Origin of the sequence: Acinetobacter sp. YH12136 (genome assembly GCF_013418545.1) — a bacterium.
GTDB lineage: Bacteria > Pseudomonadota > Gammaproteobacteria > Pseudomonadales > Moraxellaceae > Acinetobacter > Acinetobacter towneri.
Genome location: NZ_VPBV01000035.1, coordinates 1 through 23,775, shown reverse-complemented (window position 1 = coordinate 23,775; position 23,775 = coordinate 1). Strand labels below are relative to the sequence as shown.

21 protein-coding genes and 2 pseudogenes are annotated in these 23,775 nt (G+C 42.7%); 12 read left to right on the top strand and 11 right to left on the bottom strand.

The window, feature by feature from the left end:
• The coding region (locus FTU71_RS13130; protein ID WP_075175639.1) for a transposase domain-containing protein at positions 1-96 on the top strand (96 nt) is incomplete at its 5' end.
• A gap of 31 nt (positions 97-127) precedes the next feature.
• Here FTU71_RS13130 and FTU71_RS13125 read toward each other — a convergent pair.
• The 5 genes and pseudogenes from FTU71_RS13125 to FTU71_RS13105 all read right to left on the bottom strand — a co-directional run.
• Positions 128-457 (bottom strand): annotated as a pseudogene (locus FTU71_RS13125) (hypothetical protein); the annotation flags it as partial.
• Between the two features lie 174 nt (positions 458-631).
• Positions 632-3,271, bottom strand: coding sequence for a type I DNA topoisomerase (gene topA / locus FTU71_RS13120; RefSeq protein ID WP_180112061.1), 2,640 nt, complete (start codon positions 3,269-3,271; stop codon positions 632-634).
• Between the two features lie 34 nt (positions 3,272-3,305).
• Positions 3,306-3,755, bottom strand: a complete 450-nt coding sequence (locus FTU71_RS13115; RefSeq protein ID WP_004976129.1) for an ammonium transporter — start codon at positions 3,753-3,755, stop codon at positions 3,306-3,308.
• Positions 3,756-4,016: 261 nt separating this feature from the next.
• A complete protein-coding gene (locus tag FTU71_RS13110; RefSeq protein ID WP_179993544.1) occupies positions 4,017-4,982 on the bottom strand; it encodes a hypothetical protein in 966 nt (321 codons plus the stop codon).
• Between the two features lie 127 nt (positions 4,983-5,109).
• A complete protein-coding gene (locus tag FTU71_RS13105; RefSeq protein WP_004976120.1) occupies positions 5,110-5,352 on the bottom strand; it encodes a SlyX family protein in 243 nt (80 codons plus the stop codon).
• Between the two features lie 35 nt (positions 5,353-5,387).
• On the opposite strand from FTU71_RS13105, the gene FTU71_RS13100 reads away from it, so the two are divergent.
• The 3 genes from FTU71_RS13100 (at position 5,388) to FTU71_RS13090 (ending at position 9,509) form a co-directional block, all read left to right on the top strand.
• Positions 5,388-7,295, top strand: coding sequence for an ATP-binding cassette domain-containing protein (locus FTU71_RS13100; protein ID WP_004976119.1), 1,908 nt, complete (start codon positions 5,388-5,390; stop codon positions 7,293-7,295).
• A 141-nt stretch (positions 7,296-7,436) separates the two neighbouring features.
• On the top strand, positions 7,437-8,372 hold the full coding sequence (locus FTU71_RS13095; protein ID WP_180112060.1) for a lauroyl acyltransferase: 936 nt from the start codon (positions 7,437-7,439) through the stop codon (positions 8,370-8,372).
• Positions 8,373-8,396: 24 nt separating this feature from the next.
• Entirely contained in the window at positions 8,397-9,509 is a 1,113-nt protein-coding gene (locus FTU71_RS13090; RefSeq protein ID WP_004976117.1) for a glycosyltransferase family 4 protein, read from the top strand.
• 337 nt (positions 9,510-9,846) lie between these two features.
• On the opposite strand, the gene FTU71_RS13085 is transcribed toward FTU71_RS13090, so the two are convergent.
• Positions 9,847-10,974 (bottom strand): endonuclease/exonuclease/phosphatase family protein, encoded by a 1,128-nt coding sequence (locus FTU71_RS13085; RefSeq protein ID WP_180112059.1) that lies wholly within the window; start codon positions 10,972-10,974, stop codon positions 9,847-9,849.
• A 188-nt stretch (positions 10,975-11,162) separates the two neighbouring features.
• On the opposite strand from FTU71_RS13085, the gene asd reads away from it, so the two are divergent.
• The 5 genes from asd (at position 11,163) to truA (ending at position 17,125) form a co-directional block, all read left to right on the top strand.
• Entirely contained in the window at positions 11,163-12,281 is a 1,119-nt protein-coding gene (asd, locus tag FTU71_RS13080) for an aspartate-semialdehyde dehydrogenase (protein WP_004976115.1), read from the top strand.
• Positions 12,282-12,450: 169 nt separating this feature from the next.
• Positions 12,451-13,869, top strand: a complete 1,419-nt coding sequence (locus FTU71_RS13075) for a FimV family protein (RefSeq protein WP_257222287.1) — start codon at positions 12,451-12,453, stop codon at positions 13,867-13,869.
• A gap of 66 nt (positions 13,870-13,935) precedes the next feature.
• The gene (locus tag FTU71_RS13070; RefSeq protein WP_179993539.1) at positions 13,936-15,288 is read left to right on the top strand and encodes a fimbrial protein FimV; all 1,353 of its coding nucleotides are present in this window, start codon (positions 13,936-13,938) and stop codon (positions 15,286-15,288) included.
• Positions 15,289-15,334: 46 nt separating this feature from the next.
• Positions 15,335-16,315, top strand: a complete 981-nt coding sequence (locus FTU71_RS13065; protein WP_004976109.1) for an asparaginase — start codon at positions 15,335-15,337, stop codon at positions 16,313-16,315.
• Positions 16,316-16,327: 12 nt separating this feature from the next.
• Positions 16,328-17,125 (top strand): tRNA pseudouridine(38-40) synthase TruA, encoded by a 798-nt coding sequence (gene truA / locus FTU71_RS13060; protein ID WP_154321070.1) that lies wholly within the window; start codon positions 16,328-16,330, stop codon positions 17,123-17,125.
• Between the two features lie 128 nt (positions 17,126-17,253).
• Here the strand turns inward: truA and FTU71_RS13055 are convergent, their stop codons facing one another.
• The gene (locus tag FTU71_RS13055; RefSeq protein WP_004976104.1) at positions 17,254-18,261 is read right to left on the bottom strand and encodes an AraC family transcriptional regulator; all 1,008 of its coding nucleotides are present in this window, start codon (positions 18,259-18,261) and stop codon (positions 17,254-17,256) included.
• Positions 18,262-18,491: 230 nt separating this feature from the next.
• On the opposite strand from FTU71_RS13055, the gene infA reads away from it, so the two are divergent.
• Positions 18,492-18,713, top strand: coding sequence for a translation initiation factor IF-1 (infA, locus tag FTU71_RS13050; RefSeq protein ID WP_001284370.1), 222 nt, complete (start codon positions 18,492-18,494; stop codon positions 18,711-18,713).
• Positions 18,714-18,871: 158 nt separating this feature from the next.
• Positions 18,872-19,279: a hypothetical protein gene (locus FTU71_RS13045; protein ID WP_179993538.1), complete on the top strand. Its 408-nt coding sequence runs from the start codon at positions 18,872-18,874 to the stop codon at positions 19,277-19,279.
• A 114-nt stretch (positions 19,280-19,393) separates the two neighbouring features.
• Here the strand turns inward: FTU71_RS13045 and leuB are convergent, their stop codons facing one another.
• From leuB to leuC, 4 genes are all read right to left on the bottom strand, one after another.
• On the bottom strand, positions 19,394-20,473 hold the full coding sequence (leuB, locus tag FTU71_RS13040) for a 3-isopropylmalate dehydrogenase (RefSeq protein ID WP_004976098.1): 1,080 nt from the start codon (positions 20,471-20,473) through the stop codon (positions 19,394-19,396).
• A gap of 39 nt (positions 20,474-20,512) precedes the next feature.
• On the bottom strand, positions 20,513-21,076 hold the full coding sequence (locus tag FTU71_RS13035; RefSeq protein WP_179993537.1) for a hypothetical protein: 564 nt from the start codon (positions 21,074-21,076) through the stop codon (positions 20,513-20,515).
• 102 nt (positions 21,077-21,178) lie between these two features.
• Positions 21,179-21,829 (bottom strand): 3-isopropylmalate dehydratase small subunit, encoded by a 651-nt coding sequence (leuD, locus tag FTU71_RS13030; RefSeq protein ID WP_179993536.1) that lies wholly within the window; start codon positions 21,827-21,829, stop codon positions 21,179-21,181.
• 97 nt (positions 21,830-21,926) lie between these two features.
• Positions 21,927-23,375, bottom strand: a complete 1,449-nt coding sequence (leuC, locus tag FTU71_RS13025; RefSeq protein WP_179993535.1) for a 3-isopropylmalate dehydratase large subunit — start codon at positions 23,373-23,375, stop codon at positions 21,927-21,929.
• Positions 23,376-23,651: 276 nt separating this feature from the next.
• Here leuC and FTU71_RS13020 point away from each other — a divergent pair.
• Positions 23,652-23,775: pseudogene (locus tag FTU71_RS13020) on the top strand (RNA-guided endonuclease TnpB family protein); the annotation flags it as partial.

Below are 23,775 nucleotides of genomic sequence, written 5' to 3'. Positions count from 1 at the left end.
GCCTATTTAAGTGATGTGCTGAAAAGGTTGCCGACACATAAAGTGACTCAGATTGAAGAATTGCTACCACACCGCTGGAAACCTGAACCGAATTAAAAAATAGGCATGGGGTTCAGCGGACGCTTACCTTTAAACTCCAAAGTACGGTGCTCAGTAGCGATGCTTGCTCAGGCACTTTTGGTGGCAACTGCTTTAATTCTCGCCCCTGTTTGAAATAAAGCGCAATCGGTTGCCAACGATACTGCAAAGAAGCTTGTTTTAGATAGTCTTGAGCTGAATTTAAATTATTGATATTTAATGTATTGATATAGTTTTGGGTGTTTGATCGTCCATCGGCATTGATTGGATGTAACAATACGATGATGGGCTTATTCCAGTCTTGATTCTGATCACGCCAAGCATTGACTGCAACGACCAGTAAAACCAGCAATAAGCATAAAATTCGGATTTTTTCCACATACTTTAAATATCTTTAGGCAATCACTTTACCGAGTTTAATCTTATTATCTTTAAACTCGACCCCCACATCGGATTAAGATTCACAAAACCTCTCTGTTTTTTATTTTTCACATTTCAAATTATATGATTTAAAAAAATGCTGACCGAAGCCAGCATTTTGTAATTTGGATAATTAAGCCTCAACCCATTTACCATCTTGGTAAACCAATGACCATTTGGTTTGTTTGCCTTCAGGCGTTTCCGAACCAATATATTGCGCTTGATTCTTACGGCTAAATTTCACCAATGTTGGATTACCCTCTGGGTCTGCATCAGGTGCTTGCAAAATAAATTGATATTTTGGATCAAGCTGTTCTGCAACAGTACGCAATTCCGCGACTTTCGGCGCACGGGTTTCACGTACTTTCGGGAACTTACTGGCTGCCAAAAACAAGCCTGCTGCACCATCACGCAACACAAAGAAATCATCGTGTTTGGTTGAGCGTAAATGTTCCATTTTAATTGGATCAACACGCGGTGGCGCAGGCTGACCATTCTTGAGTACTTTACGTGTGTTTTCACAACTGGTGCAGGCAAAATAAGGGCCAAAACGACCTGTTTTCAACTGCATTTCGCCATCACACTTGTCGCACGGAATGGTTGGGCCATCATAGCCTTTAATTTTGAACTCGCCTTCTTCTAGCTCGAAACCTGCACAGTCTGGGTTATTCCCGCAAATATGCAGTTTACGACCACCATCAATCACGTAACTATCCATAGCCGTTTCGCAAATTGGGCAGCGTTTTTTAGACATCAAATCTGCAGTTTCAGCGGCATCATCATCCGACAATGCGGCAAGCGACTCGACAGGAGTCAGGTTCAAAGTTCCCTTGCAACGTTCTTTTGGTGGCAAGTTATAGCCTGAACATCCCAAGAAAACCCCTGTTGTACCTGTACGAATCTGCATTGGACGTGAACATTCTTTACAATGCACGGCATCAACTTCTACAGGGAGATTACGGCGCATGCCTTGTTCGCCCTGTGCATTGGTCAAACGCTGTTTGAAGTCACCATAAAAACTGTTGAGTAAGTCTTTCCAGTCACGTTCACCATCTGCAACCTTATCTAGCTGACCTTCCAAGTCTGCTGTAAAGTCGTAGTTCATCAGATTATTAAAACTTTCATCCAGGCGGTCTGTAACAATCTCACCCATTTTTTCGGCATAAAGACGACGGTTTTCCAGTTTGACATAACCACGGTCTTGAATAGTTGAAATAATCGCAGCATAGGTCGATGGACGTCCAATACCTTTTTTCTCAAGCTCTTTCACCAAAGAGGCTTCGGTAAAACGCGCAGGTGGTTTGGTAAAGTGTTGCGATGGATCAAGCTTTACTAATTTAAGAATTTCACCGACTTTAACTGCAGGCAGTAACACATCATCATCCGATTTGTTTTGCCCACGCACTTTAGTAAAACCATCAAAAACCAGCGTACGACCTTTGGCTTTTAACTCAACACCATTGGCATCCACTAAAATGGTCGATGATAAATATTCGGCTGGTGTCATTTGGCAAGCGACGAACTGACGCCAAATCAGATCATATAAACGCTGTGCATCGCGTTCTACACCCACTAAATTGTCGCCTTTAAGCGCAACATTAGATGGACGAATCGCTTCGTGCGCTTCTTGTGCACCTGCTTTATTGCCATAACGATTTGGTTTAGCAGGTAGGTATTTTTGACCAAACTCCGCTTCAATATGTGTACGCACCATATTGACCGCGTCATCACTCAGGAAGGTCGAGTCAGTACGCATATAGGTGATAAAACCTGCTTCATACAAACGCTGTGCCAGCATCATGGTTTTCTTGACTGAAAAACCAAGACGGGTACTCGCTGCCTGTTGCAGCGTTGACGTGATATACGGCGCACTTGGGTTGACTTTGGTCGGCTTATCTTCACGTGCAGATACGGTGTATTGCGCATCTTTAATCAAGTTCAGTAAAGCATCGGTTTCAGCTTTGTTGCGTAACTTGAGGGTTTTACCCGCTTGCTTAACCGCTTCTAGACGAATGTCATCTTTTTCAGATTTAGTATCTGCAAAGACTTGCCAATATTCTTCGGGTACAAAGGCGCGAATTTCACGCTCGCGCTCCACAACCAGCTTCACCGCAACTGACTGCACTCGTCCTGCCGATAAACCACGGGCAATTTTTTCCCAGAGCAGTGGCGAAATCATAAAACCCACCACGCGATCTAAGAAACGACGTGCCTGTTGGGCATTGACTTTGTTGGTATCTAAACGCGCAGGATGCTTAAAGGCTTCTTGAATCGCATTTTTGGTAATTTCGTTAAACACGACACGTTGATAACGTGAGTCATCTCCACCAATGACTTCTTTTAAGTGCCACGCAATCGCTTCCCCTTCACGGTCCAAGTCCGTTGCGAGATAGACTTCATCGACCTGCGATGCCAGTTTTTTTAATTCAGCGACTACATTTTCTTTGCCTGGCAGCACTTCATAGTGTGCTTTCCAGTCATGTTCAGGATCAACCCCCATACGGTTGACTAATGCTTGTTGAGCTTTTTCAGCTTTCTGAGCCTCGGTCAGTTTGGTTCGGGTGGTGGTTTTCTTTTCTGTGGTTTTTGCGCCACCACTGGTTGGCAAATCACGCACGTGACCGACCGAAGACTTCACAATGTAGTCCGAACCAAGATATTTATTGATTGTTTTCGCTTTTGCAGGCGACTCCACAATCACTAAGGCACGTTTGTGACCAGCTTCAGATTTGGCTGCAGTGCTTTTGGATGTGGACCGAGGAGCGTTCGCCATAAGTAACCGTATTTCCTATTTAATGGTTTAAAAATTAACGTTCAGCCAAGCTATGTAAAAAGGCTTTCATCTCATCTAATTGAGTTGCGCGAAGATCGGCTTCTTCATCCCAATAGATTCCTACACAGTTTGCCTGCATATCAATAGCATAAATGCCCTTTAATGCAATGGGTAAGCCTTGGAATTTCTCATCGCCATGCAACAGTTCTAGCTTTTGGTCTGTCACTAAAGCACGCATTAACGGTAAACGTGCATCGGCAATGAGTACACTGTAATACGCCACCATACTGGCACGTGATTCCGTGGCTTTCGGGATTTTTGTCCAGTCAGGCGCAACCACCAAACGAGGGTGTAGTCCCATTTTTCGGGCTTTTTCACGCATCAATCCTAAAGCTTTTTCTCTTGGGCTGACACGCAGACCAAAAATAGAGCCCATCACAAATATAATGATGGCAACGGCAACCCAAATTCCAGTATTTTCCATAGTACAACCTTTCTATTCTTATATTAGAGTTGCATAAGCACAATATAAAACGCAAGATTAAAATAAGCTGTGATTTATTTATTTCAAGTGTTTTAGTCTATCTGCCTACAAACAGCTTAAAATCGTCTTACGTGAAAAGGCATCATTTTCAAAACTTTAAATGGTTGATAAATGATGACTTAAATCAGTCGTATCGATAAAAAACTATCTTGCAGATGGGTTTTAAATCGACTCATGCCATTAATCGAAAAATTCTAAAACTTAGCTTAAAAACATCTCATGACTATATAGAACTTCATGTCCATTCCAATAAATATAGCCTTTTTCAATCAGTTCTTTGAGCAATAAACGAATATCAGACTTTGGAAATAACCGCTCTAGTAAATCACGCAACTCATAAATATCTTTCGGTTTTTCACCCTTTAGCTCACGTAACTTTTTGGCAACCTCCCATTGCACAGGGTCAATTTGGCTAAAGTTTTTAAATAAACTGTGCTGAGGATGTACCTCTGCGGCTTCAGTTTGCGCCACGATTGTAGAAGTGACTGTCGCCTCTTGCGTAGATTCTTCCACAGCATCCAAGTCAAGTTGAACCCACTGCTTCAGTACTTTTTTACGAAAGCTAATTTGCTCATCCACCCGCTTTACAATTTTCAGGTTCATCAACATGCCAACCACATGCTGCACTTTGTCTGCCTCAAGTTGCAAAATATTGGCAATCGAGTTTTTTAAAGCCTCTACGTTGGTTGGCTTGCCTGACATTTTTGCCAACGCATCACAATACTTTTTTACCAACAGCAATTCAGGTTTGTTGCGAATTGCCATTGGGCTTGGTAAACGATTTTTGCTTTTCCCAGACTGCGTTTCAGGCTGAATATGAATCAGGTGACAGGCAATTTCAGATGCTTGCAACATTTCCATTAAAATCTGAATACTATCAGCCGCAGAAATCACTTCAACTTGTGTTTCTGGCTCTAGCAGTGCCATCAGTTGCCCCACCACCACCGCATATTCAAACTCTTTAAACTCTGCGCGCGGGCTGTCTAAAATCATAAGCTGACCGGTACTGATCCAGCCAGCCAACTCAGTTAAATCCTGCAAGTTATATTCAAATTTTCCTGCACAATTAAACAGATACACACTCGGATGATGCTCAATAATTTCTCGCAACAAAGTCGCGGTAGGCTGGTTGTTTTCAAGGTCAAGTAACACAACTTTAAAGGACATAAACTTTAGCGGACACAATAGGGTTTAAAAGATTCAGGCACAGCAGCCGAGCATTACAGCGGGAAGTACAGCAAAGGTCAAATTAAAATCAGCACGGAAACCAATACCGTTGATTAAGTACGATTGATTAATAGTGTGGTGGGCGATTGGTCATCGGGTCAAATGGTGCAATCCCATCCGACAAATCTGCCGACTCTACCCGCTGATATAACAACTGCATTTGTTTCTTTAAATCAGCAATTTCCAGACTTTGATGAACCACTTGTTCATTCAATTGCTCAACTAAATCGTCCAAAAATGCAATTCGCACTTGCAAATCTTCAATGGGTGCGGAAAATGACGCCTGATCATCTATACTTTGTTTAGTCATTTCAAATCCTCATTTGAGATTTTTTAGGAAACACTATGGCCTATATTACTTTAAGGGATGTCCAACTTGCATTTGGTGGACCTGCCTTGCTCGACGGCGCGAATTTTAACCTAGAACGTGGCGAACGAGTGTGTTTGATTGGCCGTAATGGAGAAGGTAAGTCTACTCTACTTAAACTGATTGAAGGAAGTTTACTGCCCGATGCAGGTGAAGTGTCTATTCAAAATGGCATCACCATTGCCATGTTGGCGCAAGATGTGCCCATGGATTCAGGCAAAGTCGCCGATATTGTTGCTGATGGTGCAGGCGAAGCTGCTGCAGTATTAAAAGCCTATCACGAAGCCAGTGATGCCTGTGTATTGGGCGATATGGATGCCTGTGACCGTATGGGGAACTTGCAACACAAGCTAGATCAGCTTGATGGCTGGGCGCTAGAAAATAAGGTCAATGCCATTTTAAGTAAAATGGGACTTGATCCAAATGCCGACTTGGCCGATTTATCGGGTGGACGTAAACGTCGTGTGTTGTTGGCACGTGCCCTACTCACCCAACCTGACGTATTGTTGCTAGATGAGCCGACCAACCACTTAGATGTGGAAAGTATTGAATGGCTAGAAAAATTTTTACTCGATCAAAATAATTTAACTCTACTGTTTATTTCGCATGACCGTGCTTTTGTCGATAGTATCGCCACCCGCATTGTCGAGTTAGATCGTGGTGTATTACGCAGCTACGAAGGCAACTATTCGCGTTATTTAGATTTAAAAGCGCAGCAACTTGAAGCTGAAGAAAAACAAAATGCGCTGTTTGATAAAAAACTGGCCGAAGAAGAAGCATGGATTCGTCAAGGCATTAAAGCACGTCGTACCCGCAACGAAGGACGTGTGCGTGCTTTAAAAGCCTTACGTGAAGAATCCAAAGCACGTCGCTTCCAACAAGGCAAAGTCAATATGGCAGCGCAGGAAGCCAATCGCTCAGGTAAACTGGTCTTTGATATTGAACATTTACAAGTGGCCTTTGGCAATCAAGCTCCAATTATCAAAGACTTTTCAACATTGGTATTACGTGGCGACCGTATTGGTTTAGTTGGCGATAACGGTGTCGGTAAAACCACCCTGATTAAAGCCATTTTAGGTGAAATTGAGCATGGCGGCTCTGTCAAAACAGGAACACAACTGGAAATTGCCTATTTTGACCAATTGCGTAACGTCTTGGATTTGGAAAAGTCGGTCAAAGATAACGTGTCTGAAGGTTCAGATTTTGTTGATGTGAACGGACAACGTCGTCATATCTATAGTTATTTACAAGACTTTTTATTCTCACCAGAACGTGCGCGCACGCCTGTTAAAGCCTTGTCTGGCGGTGAACGCAACCGTATTTTACTGGCAAAATTATTACTCAAACCATCTAACCTGATAGTGATGGATGAGCCGACCAACGACTTGGATATGGTCACTTTAGAATTGCTTGAGGAAATGCTCAGCGACTATAAAGGCACCTTATTGCTGATTTCACACGACCGTGCCTTTATGGACAACGTGGTGACTTCAACTTGGGTATTTGATGGCAAAGGCAATATTGATGAATATATTGGCGGCTATCAGGACTATTTGCAGCAACGCCCAGACCAAACTGTGGTTGATCAAAAAAGTGATGTTAAAAAAGCCGTTGCCAAAGCCGAAGCGGCTGCAGCAGCACCAACGGCTAAAAAAGTAAAATTGAGCTACAAAGATCAACGTGCTTTAGAGCAGTTGCCAGGTGAAATTGAAGCACTGGAACAGGAACAAACCGAATTGGCTGAAAAACTGGCGGATGGTTCTTGGTTTGTAACAGATGCCAATGCAGCCACCAAAGCCTCACAGCGTTTGGCTGAAATTGATGAAGAACTGCTGGAAAAACTGGAGCGTTGGGACGAACTGGAGAACTTGGCGAATGGTAACTAGGGTCTATTGACACTTCGTCTACGCTTGTCCTGAAAGACTTCGCAAAACCGTTTTAAGCATCTTTCCCATTGGACGGATGCTTTTAAATTTTAAAATCGGTTCGTGCTAAACTGCAACGATACAACACTTTACACGGTCATTATGAGTCAACACACTGAATATCAACCAGGCGAATTTCAATGGTCTTTCCTGTTGCCAAAATATTGGGGCATCTGGATTGGCATTGTCTGCCTGATGATTTTAGCCATTTTGCCGTGGGCGATTCAGTATCGTTTGGCGCAGCTTTTAGGCAATCTTGCCTTTAACAGCATGAAGTCACGTCGCGTAACTACGTTACGCAATTTGGAAGTGTGTTTTCCTGAATGGAGCGAGGCTGAAGTACATGAAAATGCTCGCCAAGTCTTTGTTGATCAAATGCTGGGCGTATTTGAAACCTTAAATGCATGGTACTGTCCACAGTGGTTTAAAGGACGCACTCAGGTTGAAGGTTTGGAACATATTCAGCAAGCCCAAGCAGATGGTCGCGGGGTTTTATTGTTAGGCACACATTCTACTCTGCTAGATGCAGGTGGCTATGTCTGTGCACAATATTTTGACCCCGATGTGGTCTATCGTCCACAAAACAATCCCTTACTGGACATGCTGATTTACCGTTGTCGCGCCACCATTTACGGTCATCAAATTGACCACGATGACATGCGTGGTTTAATCCGCCACTTAAAAAATGGTCGTGCCATTTGGTATAGCCCAGATCAGGACTTTGGTTTAAAACAAGGTGTTATGGCGCCATTTTTTGGCGTGCCTGCTGCGACAGTTACAGCGCATCGTCGTTTACTTAAAATGACCAAAGCCGCAGCAATTCCGTTATATTTCTACCGTACAGGCAAGCTTTCCAACCCGCAATATAAAGTCTTGATTGAGCCTGAACTGCTGGATTTTCCAAGCACAAATGAAGTAGCAGATGCAACGCGCACCAATTTCATTATCGAGCAGCAATTACGGATCGCTCCTACCCAATATATGTGGTTTCATCGTCGGTTTAAGAGCCGCCCCGAAGGTTATGACAGTATTTACTAATCTGTACGGCAGAAGGAAAGATTCATGAAAGTCATGCAGTTATTACCCGAATTAAACAGTGGCGGTGTAGAACGCGGTACGCTCGAAATCGCCCGAGCCTTGGTCGCTCAAGGACATACGTCATTGGTGGTGTCGAATGGCGGACGGATGGTTAACCAACTCGAAGCTGAAGGTTCCACTCATTTAAAGTTAGCCATCCACAAAAAATCATTATCAAGCTTGTGGCAAATCCGTCCTTTACGCCAACTGATTATGCAACATCAACCTGATATTGTGCATGTACGTTCCCGCGTACCTGCATGGCTAACTCATTTTTCCCTAAAAGGTATTCCAGCCGAAAAACGTCCACACTTAATTTCAACTGTACATGGTTTTTATTCAGTTAACCGTTACAGCCAAATTATGACCCAAGCGGAAAAAGTGATCGCAGTTTCTGACAGTGTAGTGAAATACATTCGTGATCATTATCAAAACTGTCCACCTGAAGATATTGTCCGTATTTATCGTGGAATTGACCCTGCTGCATTTCCGCACGGGTATCAACCTTCGGCACAATGGATGCAACAAACCTATCAAGATTTCCCAGAACTTGAACATAAGTTTTTAATTTGTTTGCCGGGACGTATCACCCGCTTAAAAGGTCATGAAACATTGATTGATCTAATTGCGAAATTAAAAACCCAGTATCCACAGATTCATGCTGTTGTTGTAGGCGGTGCAGATGTTAAAAAAGCAGCTTATTTACAGGAACTGGAACGCAATATTCGGGATAAACATCTGACCGAAGCGATAACCTTTGTTGGACACCGTTCTGACATTCGCGAGTGGCTTGCGTTTAGCGATATTGTACTTTCACTTTCCAATCAGGCGGAAACCTTTGGACGCACTGCACTTGAGGCTTTATCTGTAGGAACACCTGTGATTGGCTGGAACCGTGGTGGTGTGGCTGAAATTTTGTCACAACTGTATCCGCAAGGGCTCATCGCAGCAGATGACCAAGTGGCTTTATTCAATGCAGTGCAATTGCATCTGGAAATACCGCAAAGTGTCACCCCTGTTGAATTGTTCAGCTTGGCAGATATGTGTCATCAAACCTTAGATTTATATCAGCAAGTTTTGCAGTCAAAACACACCTAAAGCCTTAAAACTGAATCGAGCTGATTGAAATTTAATTTGTTTAAAAACAATGAGAATGAAAAAATAAGCCCTAAAAAATCATCGCCCGAGTTCTACATCCTGTAAAACTCGGGCTCATGAGGTTGTGCTTTCAAAACTTATTGTTATTTTATTGTATGGCGTTCCTTACCGACATCATATCCTTGATGTTTATCCCTCAGCGTCGTCTTCCTTAATGGGATATTCCGTTCCCGAGTCCTTGTGCTGATGAATTAATCTTAACCAGATCAGTCAGAATAAACCATGCGTCATGTGCCTAAATCCGTGTAAGCCATTTCGTACACTTTTCGTTTAATTTCTAAACCGATTTATCCTGTGCTTTATACGGTTGTGCAATTTCATCGGTCACCAGTTTTTCTTCTTGCTCTGCTTTTTCAATCCCATCCTGAATCGCCTGTTGTGCTTCCTGCTCATCGGCATCAGTTTGGGGCAGCTCTTCCTGAATTCGATCAAACACCCGCCCAGTTTGCAATACCACATACACAGGAAAATGGTCTGAACCGATATGCGCCAAACGCTGCATATCCACCAATGCAAAATCGGTACTATGAAATACATGGTCTAATGACCAACGCAGTAAAGGATAATCGGCATGAAAGGTATTGATATAGTGCCGTCCAACGCGCGGGTCGAGCAAACCACTGATCCGCTGAAACAAGCGTGTAGTCCGCGACCATGCCACATCGTTTAAATCCCCCATCACGATACAACTTTCATCTAAATCTTTGATTTGATCGCCTACAATCAACAATTCGGCATCTCTTAAAACTGAATCTTTGGCTTCAGTCGGACTCGGAGGTTTGGGATGCAAACAATACAACTGTACTGGTTGCCCCGAAGGCAAAATCACACTGGTATGAATAGATGGAATTTCATCACTCAGAATAAATTTGATCTCACTGTTTTGTAACGGCAAACGGCTATATAAATGCATGCCATATAAATTATCTAAAGGCACAGCGACCCGATAAGGATAATCGGCTTCAATCACAGACAAGGCTTTCTGCCAAGCCAAATCAGATTCTAGGGTCAACACCAAATCTGGTTTTAAGGCTTGAATATGTTCAATTAAAAGATGATATTTTTGATTTGGTGTCAGAACATTGGACACGATTAATGAAATCTGTTTTTCAGGATTTAGCTGTTCTGGACGAACTTGTTTGACCTGTTTTTTCCACAGCAAGGTGTAGGGCAAGACCATTTTGAGCTGATAAGCCAAAGCCGCAATCAGCCCAATTAAAATCACCCGGCTAGACACATCCCACGTCTGCTCCCAAATTAGGAGCAAAACAAAGGCAATGATGCCCAAAACCAAGATCTGTAAACGTGGAAAATCTGCGCCCCGAATCCACCATTCATCACGTGGAATCAGTGACCAAAAACTTAACCAAATGACTAATATTGCAAGCCCTTTTACCCAAATCATCTTGCTTTACTCTTTTGTATTTTTTGTCGTTTTTACATGAAAACCAAAGTTATCAATTTTGTATGTAACACAAACAAGAGATTTCACTCAATAATACTCATGTTTTGTTCATGTAATGCTTGCAGTTGCGTCCCCTTTTGATAGACTTATATTCCTTTATTGTTTTTAACGCACCGAGGCAAAGTGACATGAAAGTAGGTCTGGTCGGTTGGCGCGGGATGGTGGGTTCCGTCCTTATGCAACGTATGGTTGAAGAAAATGATTTTGCTCATTTTGAGCCATTCTATTTCTCTACCAGTAATGCTGGCGGTGAAGCACCAGCGTTTGGTGGTAAGACTGCCCCAGCACTTATGGATGCAACAGATATTGAAAGTCTGAAGCAAATGGATGTCATTATTACCTGTCAAGGTGGTGATTACACTTCTGCCGTTTTCCCGAAGCTTAAAGCTGAAGGATGGAATGGTTACTGGATTGATGCTGCATCTACCCTACGTATGGATGATGAAGCGATTATCGTACTTGATCCAGTCAACATGAATGTCATTAAAGATGGCTTGGTGAATGGCACCAAAACATTTGTGGGCGGTAACTGTACTGTTTCACTCATGTTGATGGGCTTGGGTTCATTATTCCAAAACAATTTGGTGGAATGGGCAACTTCAATGACCTATCAAGCAGCTTCTGGTGCAGGTGCGCAAAACATGCGTGAGCTGATCACAGGCATGGGCTACTTGTATAACAACACCAAAGACTTGTTGGATGACCCACGTTCACCAATTTTAGACATCGACTCTAAAATTGCCGAATTACAACGCGGCGAAGGTTTCCCATCGGCAAACTTTGGTGTGCCTTTAGCGGGTTCTCTCATTCCATATATCGACAAACAGCTTGAAAGCGGTCAGTCAAAAGAAGAATGGAAAGGTCAGGTTGAAACCAACAAGATTTTAGGCAATCAGCAGATTGTTCCAATTGATGGTCACTGTGTGCGTATTGGCGCAATGCGTTGTCACTCTCAGGCAATCACATTGAAGCTGAAAAAAGACGTTCCACTGAACGAAATTGAAGATATGATTCGTCAATCAAGCCAATGGGCAAAAGTGGTACCAAATACACGCGAAGCATCAATGACCGATCTTACCCCAGTTGCAGTTACAGGGACTTTAACAGTACCTGTTGGTCGTTTACGCAAAATGAACATGGGTAAAGAATACCTTGGTGCATTCACTGTAGGTGACCAATTACTTTGGGGCGCAGCAGAGCCATTACGTCGTATGTTACGCATCTTAATTGATTACAAAAATGCTTAAGCTTCGTCTTGAGCACTGAATCATTTTTGATTCTGTGATCAATCTCAACAAGCCAGTCAAATTTGACTGGCTTTTTTATGTAATCAACGTGTTAATATTTTACAATCGACCTACAACTCGCTACTCTATCCTTTTCGCCTTGCGATAAATGACCGAGCTAACAATTAAGATGACTGTATATAACAAATTAAAGATCGCCATTTTATCTATTTTGGCTTCACAGCAAATGTATGCAATGAATGTTGACCCGATTCAAATTCAGTCAACAACTGGGGAATTGCTCTATGCCGAAATCAACTTTCGTCAATCGAATGTGAATGAAGCGATTGATGTTAGTTTAGCTACGGCCGAAGATCTGATGTCGATTGGTGCGAGCCACCGTCCGCCTGGTCATCTTAACTTTTTTACACGTCGTAACAGCAACGGTACAGGGGTCATCACCATTACCTCATCTCGACCTCTAACCGAGTCTGAGTTGAATATTGTGGTCAAAATTAAAGAAGGTAATGCAACTCGCCTGCAACATATTCGTACACCATTAAAACGCAGTGCACCTGCGCCATTGGCCGCTATGCAACGCAGTAATGAACAAGCTTTAACGCCTGTCATGATTGTCAATGAGCAAGATATTGCTTTAAATTTACCTGTAAGTACGGCCTATCAGGTTGAAACACCCAAAGCAATTGAACAACAGGCTTTTGAAGCACCGCTAACCATTAAACGCAATACACCGCCTGCGTTAAACCATCAAGCAGTAACAGTGATTCAAACTGCGCCAAGCCGTAGCGCAGCGAGTGAAAATACGACTGTTGCTGCTCCAAAAGCAGCGCCAGCAAAAACAAATAACAACCCAACACCGACAGCATCTACAGCGACTACGTCAGTCACTGCACAACAATCGGCTGATCCATTGGTACAAAAATTTGCTGAACAGCAACGTACGAAGCAACTAGCACAAACTCAGCCTGCTGCTGCAACGAAAAAGCCTGCACAAATAGCGGCTACACAAGCTAAACCAAGCCCTGTAACAGCGAAGCCTACGGTCAATACTCAACATGTAGTGCAATCGAATGAATCATTATGGGCCATTGCCTCACGCATTGCGGGCGAAAACAATCGCCCTGTTGCCGAAGTGATGCAACAAATTAAAGCCAATAATGAGCATGCTTTTATTCAAGGCGATGCCAATCGTTTACGTCGTGGTGCGACCTTAAATTTACATGCACAAGCTAACTCTAAAACAGAGAAAAAAGCCGCAATTCCAAAACCAGAAACGGCCAGTACACCACAATCAGGCAAAGCCAAATATCGTTTAAATCAAGCAGAAATGAGCCTCGTGGCAGAGAATCAACAGGACTCCACCCACGGTTCTGCCAAGAAGAACACACAATCCACACAAACTTCGGGTGACTTGTCATTAAAAGTTATGACATCCCGTGAGAAAACCGTTAAATTACAGAGAAACGTAACAGAATTAGAATTGGCATTACGTCAGAAGGATCACAGAATTCAATTACTCAACGCGCGCCTTGCTGAACTGCAACAACAATTGCAAAAACAACAAGCCGCAAATAAGCCAAAACACTAAATGTTACACACAATGATTTTTTTGGGATAAGGTCAAACAGGGACCACATCCTCAAGGGGTATAAACATGCTGATTTATGTGATTCCGTTTATTTTATTACTGGTGATCGCAATTTTCTTGAAAAAGCGTGAAGCAAGTAAAGAAGCCGAACCAAGCAACAAGAAAACAGCAGCGCCAGCCAAAACCAGTGCCAAGAAAACCACAACTACCAAAAAAGTTGCCCAGAAATCGGTGGTGGTTGAAGAGGTTGTTCCAACACCACAACACTCTACCCCTGTTCCTGTAAAAATCCAAACCAACATTGAAAACCTGATCAAAGAACGTAATTTCTTTGCTGCAGAAGCACAAATTAACCAAGCATTAAAACGTGATAACTCATTGCATGGTTTGTATTTGTTATTGCTTGATATTCATTTACAGCAAAAAGATGAGTTTGCGATTGATCAATTACTCAATCATATACGCGCTTTGGGCCTTGATGATATTTTGGTTCAAGCAGAAGCTCAAAAACAAGTATTTGATGAGCAAAACAACAAAGCAATTGATGGGATTGATTTTCAACCAACGACTCCAGCGGATTTAGAATCGGCTCCTGTTGAACAAAAATCAACTGCTGATTTTGATGCCCTCATACAATCAAAAGATGATATCTCTTCTGATAGCTCTTCTTTTGACCAGTTACAGCACGAACTAACTTCAAATAAAACAGCAGCACCTGAAGCAGCTTTAGAATTTGATACCTCATCGTTAAATTTCAGCCCTGCTGCTGCACCTGTTGTAGAAAAAGCAGCCGAACCTGAAGTCAAAGCAGAACCTGCTGCACTGGATTTTAATTTCTCACTCGATTCCACAGCAGCAGAAGCAAAAACTGAAGCGCCTGCAATTACAGCTGAACCAAGTGTAAGCCCTGCAGAGGAAGTTAAACCGCTCGACTTCACGTTTGATTTAACACCAAGTCCAGCTGAAACAACAGCCCCAGAATCAACAGTCAATGAAGCTTCTTCAGTCAAAGCCCCAAGTCTAGACTTCAATTTTTCTACACCAGAAAGCGCATCTGCGGTTGAAGCAAAAGCTGAACCTGCAACGCCTGATTTTAATTTCACATTTGACAGTGCGCCTGCTGAGGAAACCAACCTTCAGCCTGCAATTGAACCTGAAGTCATTGCTGCACCAAGTATTGCACTTGAACCTGCTGCAACCGTTGTCAGCACAGATGTTGATCTAAATGATCCATTGGTGAAATCATTCCCAGACTTATCTCAAGTAGATGAAATTCAGTTGAATTTAGACTTGGCGAACCAATATGTGGAATTGGGCGCTTATGATGCTGCGAAAGCTTTACTTAGCGAACAAGGCGCAAATTATTCTGCTGAACAACGCCAACGTGCCGATCAGTTACTGAATCAAATCGCTTCTTAATTCAAATCAGATTAAGATAAAGCAGTCATTCTTGGCTGCTTTTTTTATGATGAAAAAAATTGCGTTAATCTATATGGGCGGCACTTTTGGCTGTGTCGGTGAACCACTAAGCCCAATGCCTGCGGAGCAATTTCTGCCACGCTTGGCACAGGTCTTACCCCTAAATTTAGAGATTGAATGCTTTGTTGCCCCTGTCATTAAAGACAGTAGTGCCTGCACAGCCGCAGACTGGTTACAGCTCATTCAATATATTCAAAAATTACAACACGATGATTTTCAACATTTCGTTATTTTACATGGCACCGACACCCTCAGCTATGCCAGCGCAGTCTTGGCACGTTTTTTAGCGCAAAGTACCCATGTCATTCTCACGGGTAGCCAATATCCCTTACTCAATGCACAAGGCACAGATACCCGTGAATTTAGTGATGCCTTGGACAACCTAAATTTTGCTTTACAACAGATTCATCAAGTGACTCAGGGAGTATATCTGGCCTTCCATCAGCAACTGATTCATGCCGCAACGGCACTGAAACAACACACCACCGAGTTAAATGCATTTACAGGTCAGTCTGCTTTGGTTTACACGGAGAACAAATCGCAGAATGAGCCAGCATTCAACATTAGCACTCAACATATTGAAAAAGCCCAGCACTTTAACTGCCTGAACTGGATGTTACAGCCAATTGCCATTTCCGCTTTGGTCGATAATTTAAAAGCCTTACAGCAACAGCCACCACACTGCCTCATTTTACAGAGTTATGGTACAGGCAATATGGCCGTCAATGCCGAAGTGATTGAGTTAATTCAGGCCTTACAAGCTCAACAATGTGCCGTGATTCTCACCACCCAAGTCACTTTTGGTGGCATGCAACAACGCTATGCGATCAGCCAGTGGTTACAGGACAGTAAAATTTTAATCAGTGATTGCCAAAGTCACGCAGATCTTTATGCCAAAGCCTTAAAAATGTATTTACAATACGACAGCCTTGCACAGTGGTATGCGCATTGGCAGTCTTCAGTGTGATTTGAGGTGATTATGCAGCGTTTTGCAATCGGAATTGAGTTTTGTGGCATTCGGTATCGGGGTTGGCAAACCCAGCAAGCAGGCGTACCTAGTGTGCAGGAAACCATTGAAAAAGTTCTGAGCAAAATTGCCGATGAACCCATTATTTTACATGGTGCAGGACGTACCGATGCAGGCGTGCATGCAACCAATATGGTGGCACATTTTGATACGCATGCCATTCGCCCTGAACGCGGTTGGTTGATGGGTGCCAACAGCCAACTACCCAAAGACATTGCAATTCAATGGATTAAAACGATGGATATGGACTTCCATGCTCGTTTTAAGGCTCAGGCACGGCGTTATCGCTATGTCGTGTATAACAATCCACAACGCCCTGCCTTGCTGCACAAACAAGTCACTCACGCTTATTATCCCTTAGATGTCGATAAAATGATTGCGGCTGCGCAGAAATTTGAAGGGACACATAATTTTGAAAGCTTTCGTGCCGCAGCGTGTCAGTCCAATCAGCCTGTCCGTCATGTCAGCCATTGCCGCTTAATTCGTCACGGCAATTATTTAGTGTTAGATATTCAAGCCGATGGTTTTTTGCATCACATGGTTCGCAATATCATGGGTTGTCTATTGGAGATCGGGCAAGGTTTGTATGACATTGCACATATTGACCAAATTTTTGCAGCTCAAGACCGTAAAGCAGCAGGAATTACTGCCCCGCCAGATGGCTTGTATTTTATTCAGGCACATTATCCTGAACAGTATGATTTACCGAAAGTTCCTTTAGGGCCACATTGGTTAAACATGCCGGAATAATTTAATCCCTCCCGACCTCCCTTTTCCAAAGAGAGGAGCTCCATTTCGAGGCTTTAAAACGAAAGTCCCCCTTTGAAAAAGGGGGATTTAGGGGGATTCTGTTTAGGAAAGGTTTTAAATTTTCAAACTTAACGCTGCTTGCGCTTTCTATATTCCACTGGGGTTTCATTGGTCCAGCGTTTAAAGGCACGATAGAACGTACTTGGCTCTGAAAAACCCGTTAAGTACACAATCCGCTCCACACTTTCATTGGTATTCGATAATAATCGTTTAGCCAGACGACAGCGATAATCGGACAGAATTTGCTGAAAACTGGTATTGGCTTCACTCAATTGGGTACGCAAACGACGTGGCGTGATATTCAATTGTGCCGCCACTGTTTCTAGTGTCGTTTCTCCACTTTCTAAGGTCGAACCAATGGCACGGCGCACTTCACCAACCAAATCATAACGCGCCAGTTCCTGCAGTTTTTCCAATGCCAACTGTTCGTGTAATTGCAATAACTCAGGTTCTGCCTGCCACAGTGGATAATCCAAAATACTCGGATCAAAATACAAACGCGTTTCTTTCTGCCCCAAACTCACAGGACATTCAAAGACACGGAAATATTCATCATCTGCAGCACCATCACTAAAGTTAAAGTCAATATAAATAGGCTGAAAACGACCTTCGGTAATGAATTTAAAGAAGCGTAAAACACCCGACATGGCGCATTCAGAAAAATGACGATTGACGATATTTTCTGACCACGGCTGCACGCCATTGGTTAAATAGCAGCGTCCATCTTCCACCACCAATTTGGCATCAAAAGCATCACTAATCAGGCGTTGATAAGCCAAAGCACGTTTTAGGCCTTCACCAAAGTTTTCTGAAGAAATAAACAAATGTTCAATCACTTGCCCGCGATAAAGTGGCAAATGTTCCCCCAGATGTAAACCAATATCAGGGTCTTTACTGACTTCCTCAGCCGCAACCCAAAACGCATATTGTGCATTTAAAGGCGTACGCTCATTGGCTTCGACCTGATTTAAGGCCACACCTGCTTTTGTTAAAATATCTTCGGTTGGCAACCCCGCACGACGAATCGCTTGGTAGCCTAAACGCAATACAACCGATGCATCAGTTAGCTGACCCACGCAAAAACCTTCCTTGTATGTACTTCATTTATACTTAAAAAGATTGAAATTAGATTAACTGCGATTGACCGAACTGACAACCTACCCAAGCCCATTTTTACAGAAAAAGTATAAACCGATGATTCGCTTATTTTACTAACAGATGCGCTGTGTATAGGGTAAAGCATCTTGTTTTTTTCAGAAAAATTGCCTATAATTTGCGCCTTTCCAATTTGATACTCAGGTAGGCTATGGCCAATAAAGAGGAACTCATCGAGTTCGAAGGCGTTGTCACCGAAACGCTTCCTAATACTATGTTTCGTGTACGTTTAGAAAACGGTCATGAAGTGATTGCTCACATTTCTGGTAAAATGCGTAAACACTATATTCGTATTTTAACAGGCGACAGTGTGAAAGTTGAAATGACACCTTACGACTTAACCAAGGGTCGCATCACTTACCGCGCACGCTAAGTTTTAGAGTAAGCTAAAGCCACTTTCGGAGTGGCTTTTTTACGTTCACTTAAAAAAATTCTGTTTAGCCTTTAATTCGTCCCCGCCGCTTATCGAATCACCACATTCTTTTCTTGCATTGCCTTCTACAATAAAGTTTTGAGCAAGGGAGAAAAAGCATGTTATTTCGATCCTGCGTTGCTTGTATAACAGGTCTTTTTGCGCTCAGTTTAGTGGCGTGTAGTAGTAATCCACCGCATTCCACTTTAAACCGCGATGCGTATTTACAGCAATTTATTGGTCAATCTAGCCAATATATCCTGACCCATTTGCAATTAAGCCAAATTGGCTATCAACAGCTTGGTACAGCTCAAGCTACCCCTCAATTGCTACATTACCGTATCATTCGTCCTGTACGTGTTCCGATCCCTATGGCGCAGCATCCCACTACAGGTATTGGTGCTGTTCCGTTAAATATCGGTTTCCCGAGTCATGAAAGTTACGATGTTGCACCGACTTGTGATTTGTATTTTCGCCTACAGCAGGGTATTGCTACCGCAGTGTATGTTTCGGGACAACGCTGTTAAGTCTCCTAGCTAAAACACTCTGAAAGTACAAAACCAATAAAAAAACGCAGCCCGAAGACTGCGTTTAATGATTTGATTTTGAGCTGTAAGCGATAGGTTAAATCGCTTAAATTTTTAGTTGAGTGCCGTAACGACTGCTTGACCCATTTCAACAGTACCAACTTTATTCATGCCTTCAGACATAATATCGGCAGTACGTAAACCTTGATCTAATACATTGCCTACTGCATCTTCAATGGCTTTTGCTGCCGCTTCTTCGCGGAAGGTGTAACGTAACATCATTGCCACAGAAAGAATGGTTGCCAATGGGTTTGCCAAGTTTTGACCTGCGATATCTGGCGCTGAACCATGGCAAGGCTCATACATACCTTTGCCATTTTCGTCTAAAGATGCAGATGGCAACATACCAATAGAACCTGTCAACATCGCCGCTTCATCAGACAAGATGTCACCAAACAAGTTACCTGTCACCAATACGTCAAATTGTTTTGGCGCGCGTACCAATTGCATCGCTGCGTTATCGACATACATGTGCGACAAGTTGATTTCTGGGTACTGCTCTGCATGTAACTGAGTCACAGTTTGCTTCCACAATTCAGTCACTTCCAGTACGTTGGCTTTATCTACCGAACATACTTTACCACCACGCAATTTCGCCATTTCAAACGCTACTTTTGCAATGCGTTTGATTTCTGACTCAGCATATACGTCGGTGTTAAAACCTTGTTTTTCACCGTTTTCTAATTCACGAATACCACGTGGCTGACCGAAATAGATACCACCCGTCAATTCACGCACGATTAAGATATCTAAGCCCGATACAATTTCAGGTTTTAAGCTTGAAGCATCTGCCAATTGTGGATACAAAATTGCAGGACGTAAGTTCGCAAATAAATTGAGTTCTGAACGCAATTTTAACAAACCACGCTCTGGACGGATTGAGCGCTCAATGTTGTCCCATTTTGGACCACCAACTGCACCCAATAAAATTGCATCGGCTTTTTTCGCTTGCTCAGATGTTACTGCTGGGTACGGTTCACCATGTGCATCAATTGCAGAACCACCCAATAAACCTTGTTCCCAAGTCAAACCCAAATTGAATTTTTCATTGACACGTGTCAGCACTTGTTCAGCAGCTTTCACAATTTCTGGACCAATGCCGTCACCAGCTAAAATCAAAATATGTTTTGACATGAGAGTTTCCATTGTTCATGACAGTCAAAGACTGTGGGATTAAATTTTTTGTTCTACAAACTCACCCAAGCCATTTAAGACATTGTAGGGTTTGCAAAAACGTCGAATGGTTTTGTTGTTTTGCACCAAATCTACACATAAAGGATCTGGCGCAGACACATTTAATAAGCTGCCTTTAGTACGACTTCGATCACGATACATTCTAAAGGTATATTTTTGCCTGGCATTAAACTTATGAATTACATGCAGTTTTTCTGCACGATCTTTAGAAATGGGATAAAAGCGAATCACCAATTCATGTTGTTTAGGCGGTACAGATAAATACAAGGCATTGGATTTATTTAAGGATGATTCCTGTAAACGCACTAAACCCTCCTGAATGGCAGCACGTGTAACACGATGTTTTTCTGCATCGACAATTGTGACCGTATTTAAACGCTCAAACTCACAATCATCTGTACCCGCACAGTAAATCAGTGCATTGGATTTGCTTTGTTCAGTTTCTTTCACCTGTTTAATGCGTGCTGTATTCCACGTTTGGCATGCGCTTAGCATGGTGATACATAATCCAATGACAGCAAGCCGACCGAAAATTTTAGTCATTGTTCGCGCCCAACCTCACCTGTTAGATACAAAATATAAAAATTATTATGTGCCGATGTTAGCAAGAGTTAGGCAGCGATGCTATGACAAATTTCAGCGAATTTATGCCTGAATTTCGGCAAAAACCCATGGACGCGACTGCTTAGTTTTCTCTTCATAAGCACGAATGTCATCGGCTGCTTGTAATGTTAAGCCAATATCATCCAAACCATTCAATAAACAGTGTTTACGGAATGGATCTACTTCAAATTTAAATGCCGTACCGCTTGGTGTACGTACTTCTTGTGCGTCCAAGTCGATGGTTAATTGATAGCCTTCAGTCGTCGCACACTCTTTAAATAATTGCTCGACCTGCTCTTCAGACAAGATCACAGGCAACATGCCGTTTTTAAAGCAGTTATTGAAGAAAATATCGGCAAAGCTTGGTGCAATAACGGTACGGAAACCATATTCATTCAATGCCCAAGGTGCGTGCTCACGGCTTGAACCACAACCAAAGTTGGCACGTGAAATTAAGATTGAAGCACCCTGATAACGCGGCTGATTCAATACAAACTCAGTATTAATCGGACGTTTTGAGTTGTCCTGACCCGGATAACCTTCATCTAAATAACGCAATTCATCAAATAAGTTATCGCCAAAACCTGTACGTTTGATAGATTTCAAAAACTGTTTTGGAATGATTAAGTCTGTATCGACATTGGCACGGTCTAATGGTGCAACGATACCTTGTTCAACGGTATATTTTTTCATGTTTAATTCTCACTGAATCCGTAACCTCTCCCTTGCCCTCTGCTATAGCGAGAGGGAACGCCATCTCTCTGAAAGAAGGCTGGGATGAAGGCATAACTTAGAATGAACGTACGTCTACAAAATGACCTGCGATTGCTGCCGCAGCTGCCATTGCTGGACTCACCAAATGGGTACGACCACCGTTACCTTGACGACCTTCAAAGTTACGGTTTGAAGTCGATGCACAGTGTTCACCCGGTTGCAATTTGTCTGCGTTCATTGCCAAGCACATTGAACAACCTGGTTCACGCCATTCAAAGCCTGCTTCTACAAACACTTTGTCTAAGCCTTCTTGTTCCGCTTGTTGCTTAACTAAACCAGAACCTGGAACCACCATCGCCTGTTTAATACTTGCTGCAACTTTACGACCTTTAATCACTTCAGCGGCTGCACGAATATCTTCAATACGCGAGTTGGTACATGAGCCAATAAATACGCGGTCTAATTGAATATCTGCCAAAGACTGACCTGCAGTTAAGCCCATATATTGATAAGCACGCGTCCAGTCATTGCGCTGTACGTCATCTTTCGCCTGTTCTAAAGTTGGTACGGCTTGTGACACTGGAATGACCATTTCAGGTGAAGTTCCCCAAGACACTTGCGGCTCAATGTCTTCACCTTGCAATACCACCACGGTGTCAAAATGAGCACCTTCATCTGAATGTAAAGTATTCCAGTAAGCAACTGCAGCATCCCATTGCTCACCTTTCGGTGCATAGTTACGACCTTTCACGTATTCAATGGTTTTGTCATCCACAGCGACCATACCTACGCGCGCGCCTGCTTCAATCGCCATATTACATACTGTCATACGTCCTTCAATCGACATATCACGGAATACTTGACCACCAAACTCAATCGCGTGACCTGTACCGCCTGCAGTACCAATTTTACCAATGATCGCTAAAACGACATCTTTCGGTGTAACACCTTGACCTAATTTGCCATCTACACGCACTAGCATGTTTTTCATTTTCTTTTGAACTAAGCATTGGGTTGCTAATACGTGTTCAACTTCAGACGTCCCAATACCATGCGCTAAACACCCAAATGCACCGTGAGTCGCTGTATGTGAGTCACCACAAACTACGGTCATACCTGGCAAAGTTAAGCCCTGCTCAGGCCCAACCACGTGTGCAATCCCCTGACGGATGTCGTTGATGTCAAACTGCACCACATTAAAGGTTTTGCAGTTGTCATCTAAAGTTTGTACCTGAATACGTGAAGTATCATCTTCAATACCTGCAATACCGTCCGCACGTTCTTTTTTAGACGTTGGTACGTTATGGTCAGGCGTTGCCACGTTGGCACTTAAACGCCACGGCTTACGTCCTGCAAGTTGCAAACCTTCAAAGGCTTGTGGAGAAGTCACTTCATGCAATAAATGACGGTCGATATACAATAAAGCCGAGCCATCATCACGTTGAGTGACCAAGTGATCATCCCACAATTTGTCGTACAAAGTTTTTGCAGCTGGATTTTGTGCTTGTTGGTTTTCGCCTGCCATGTCAGATCTACTCCACTGGACTGGGTAATTTTTTCATTAATTTGATTATAACCGCGAATTTGTATAAATCTAATTTATCATTTTTATTAATTTAAAAACTTTTAGGAATTATTTAGTTGTTTCTAGCAAAATAATTTTTATCCACTGGAGCGTAAAACCTCGTGGTTCAGCACGAGGATATAAGCGACTGGAGTAAACCATATGAACGACACGAAATGTCGTTTTAAATACTTGTACTATAGTCACTATTAAGAAAAATACTGTTAAAATAACTGGATGAAGACACTCAAATTACGCATAAAAGACAAACATTGCAAGGTGCTAAATCAGTTAGCATCCGAAGTAAATTTTGTCTGGAATTATGTCAATGATTTGTGTTTTAAGCATCTACAACGTAAAC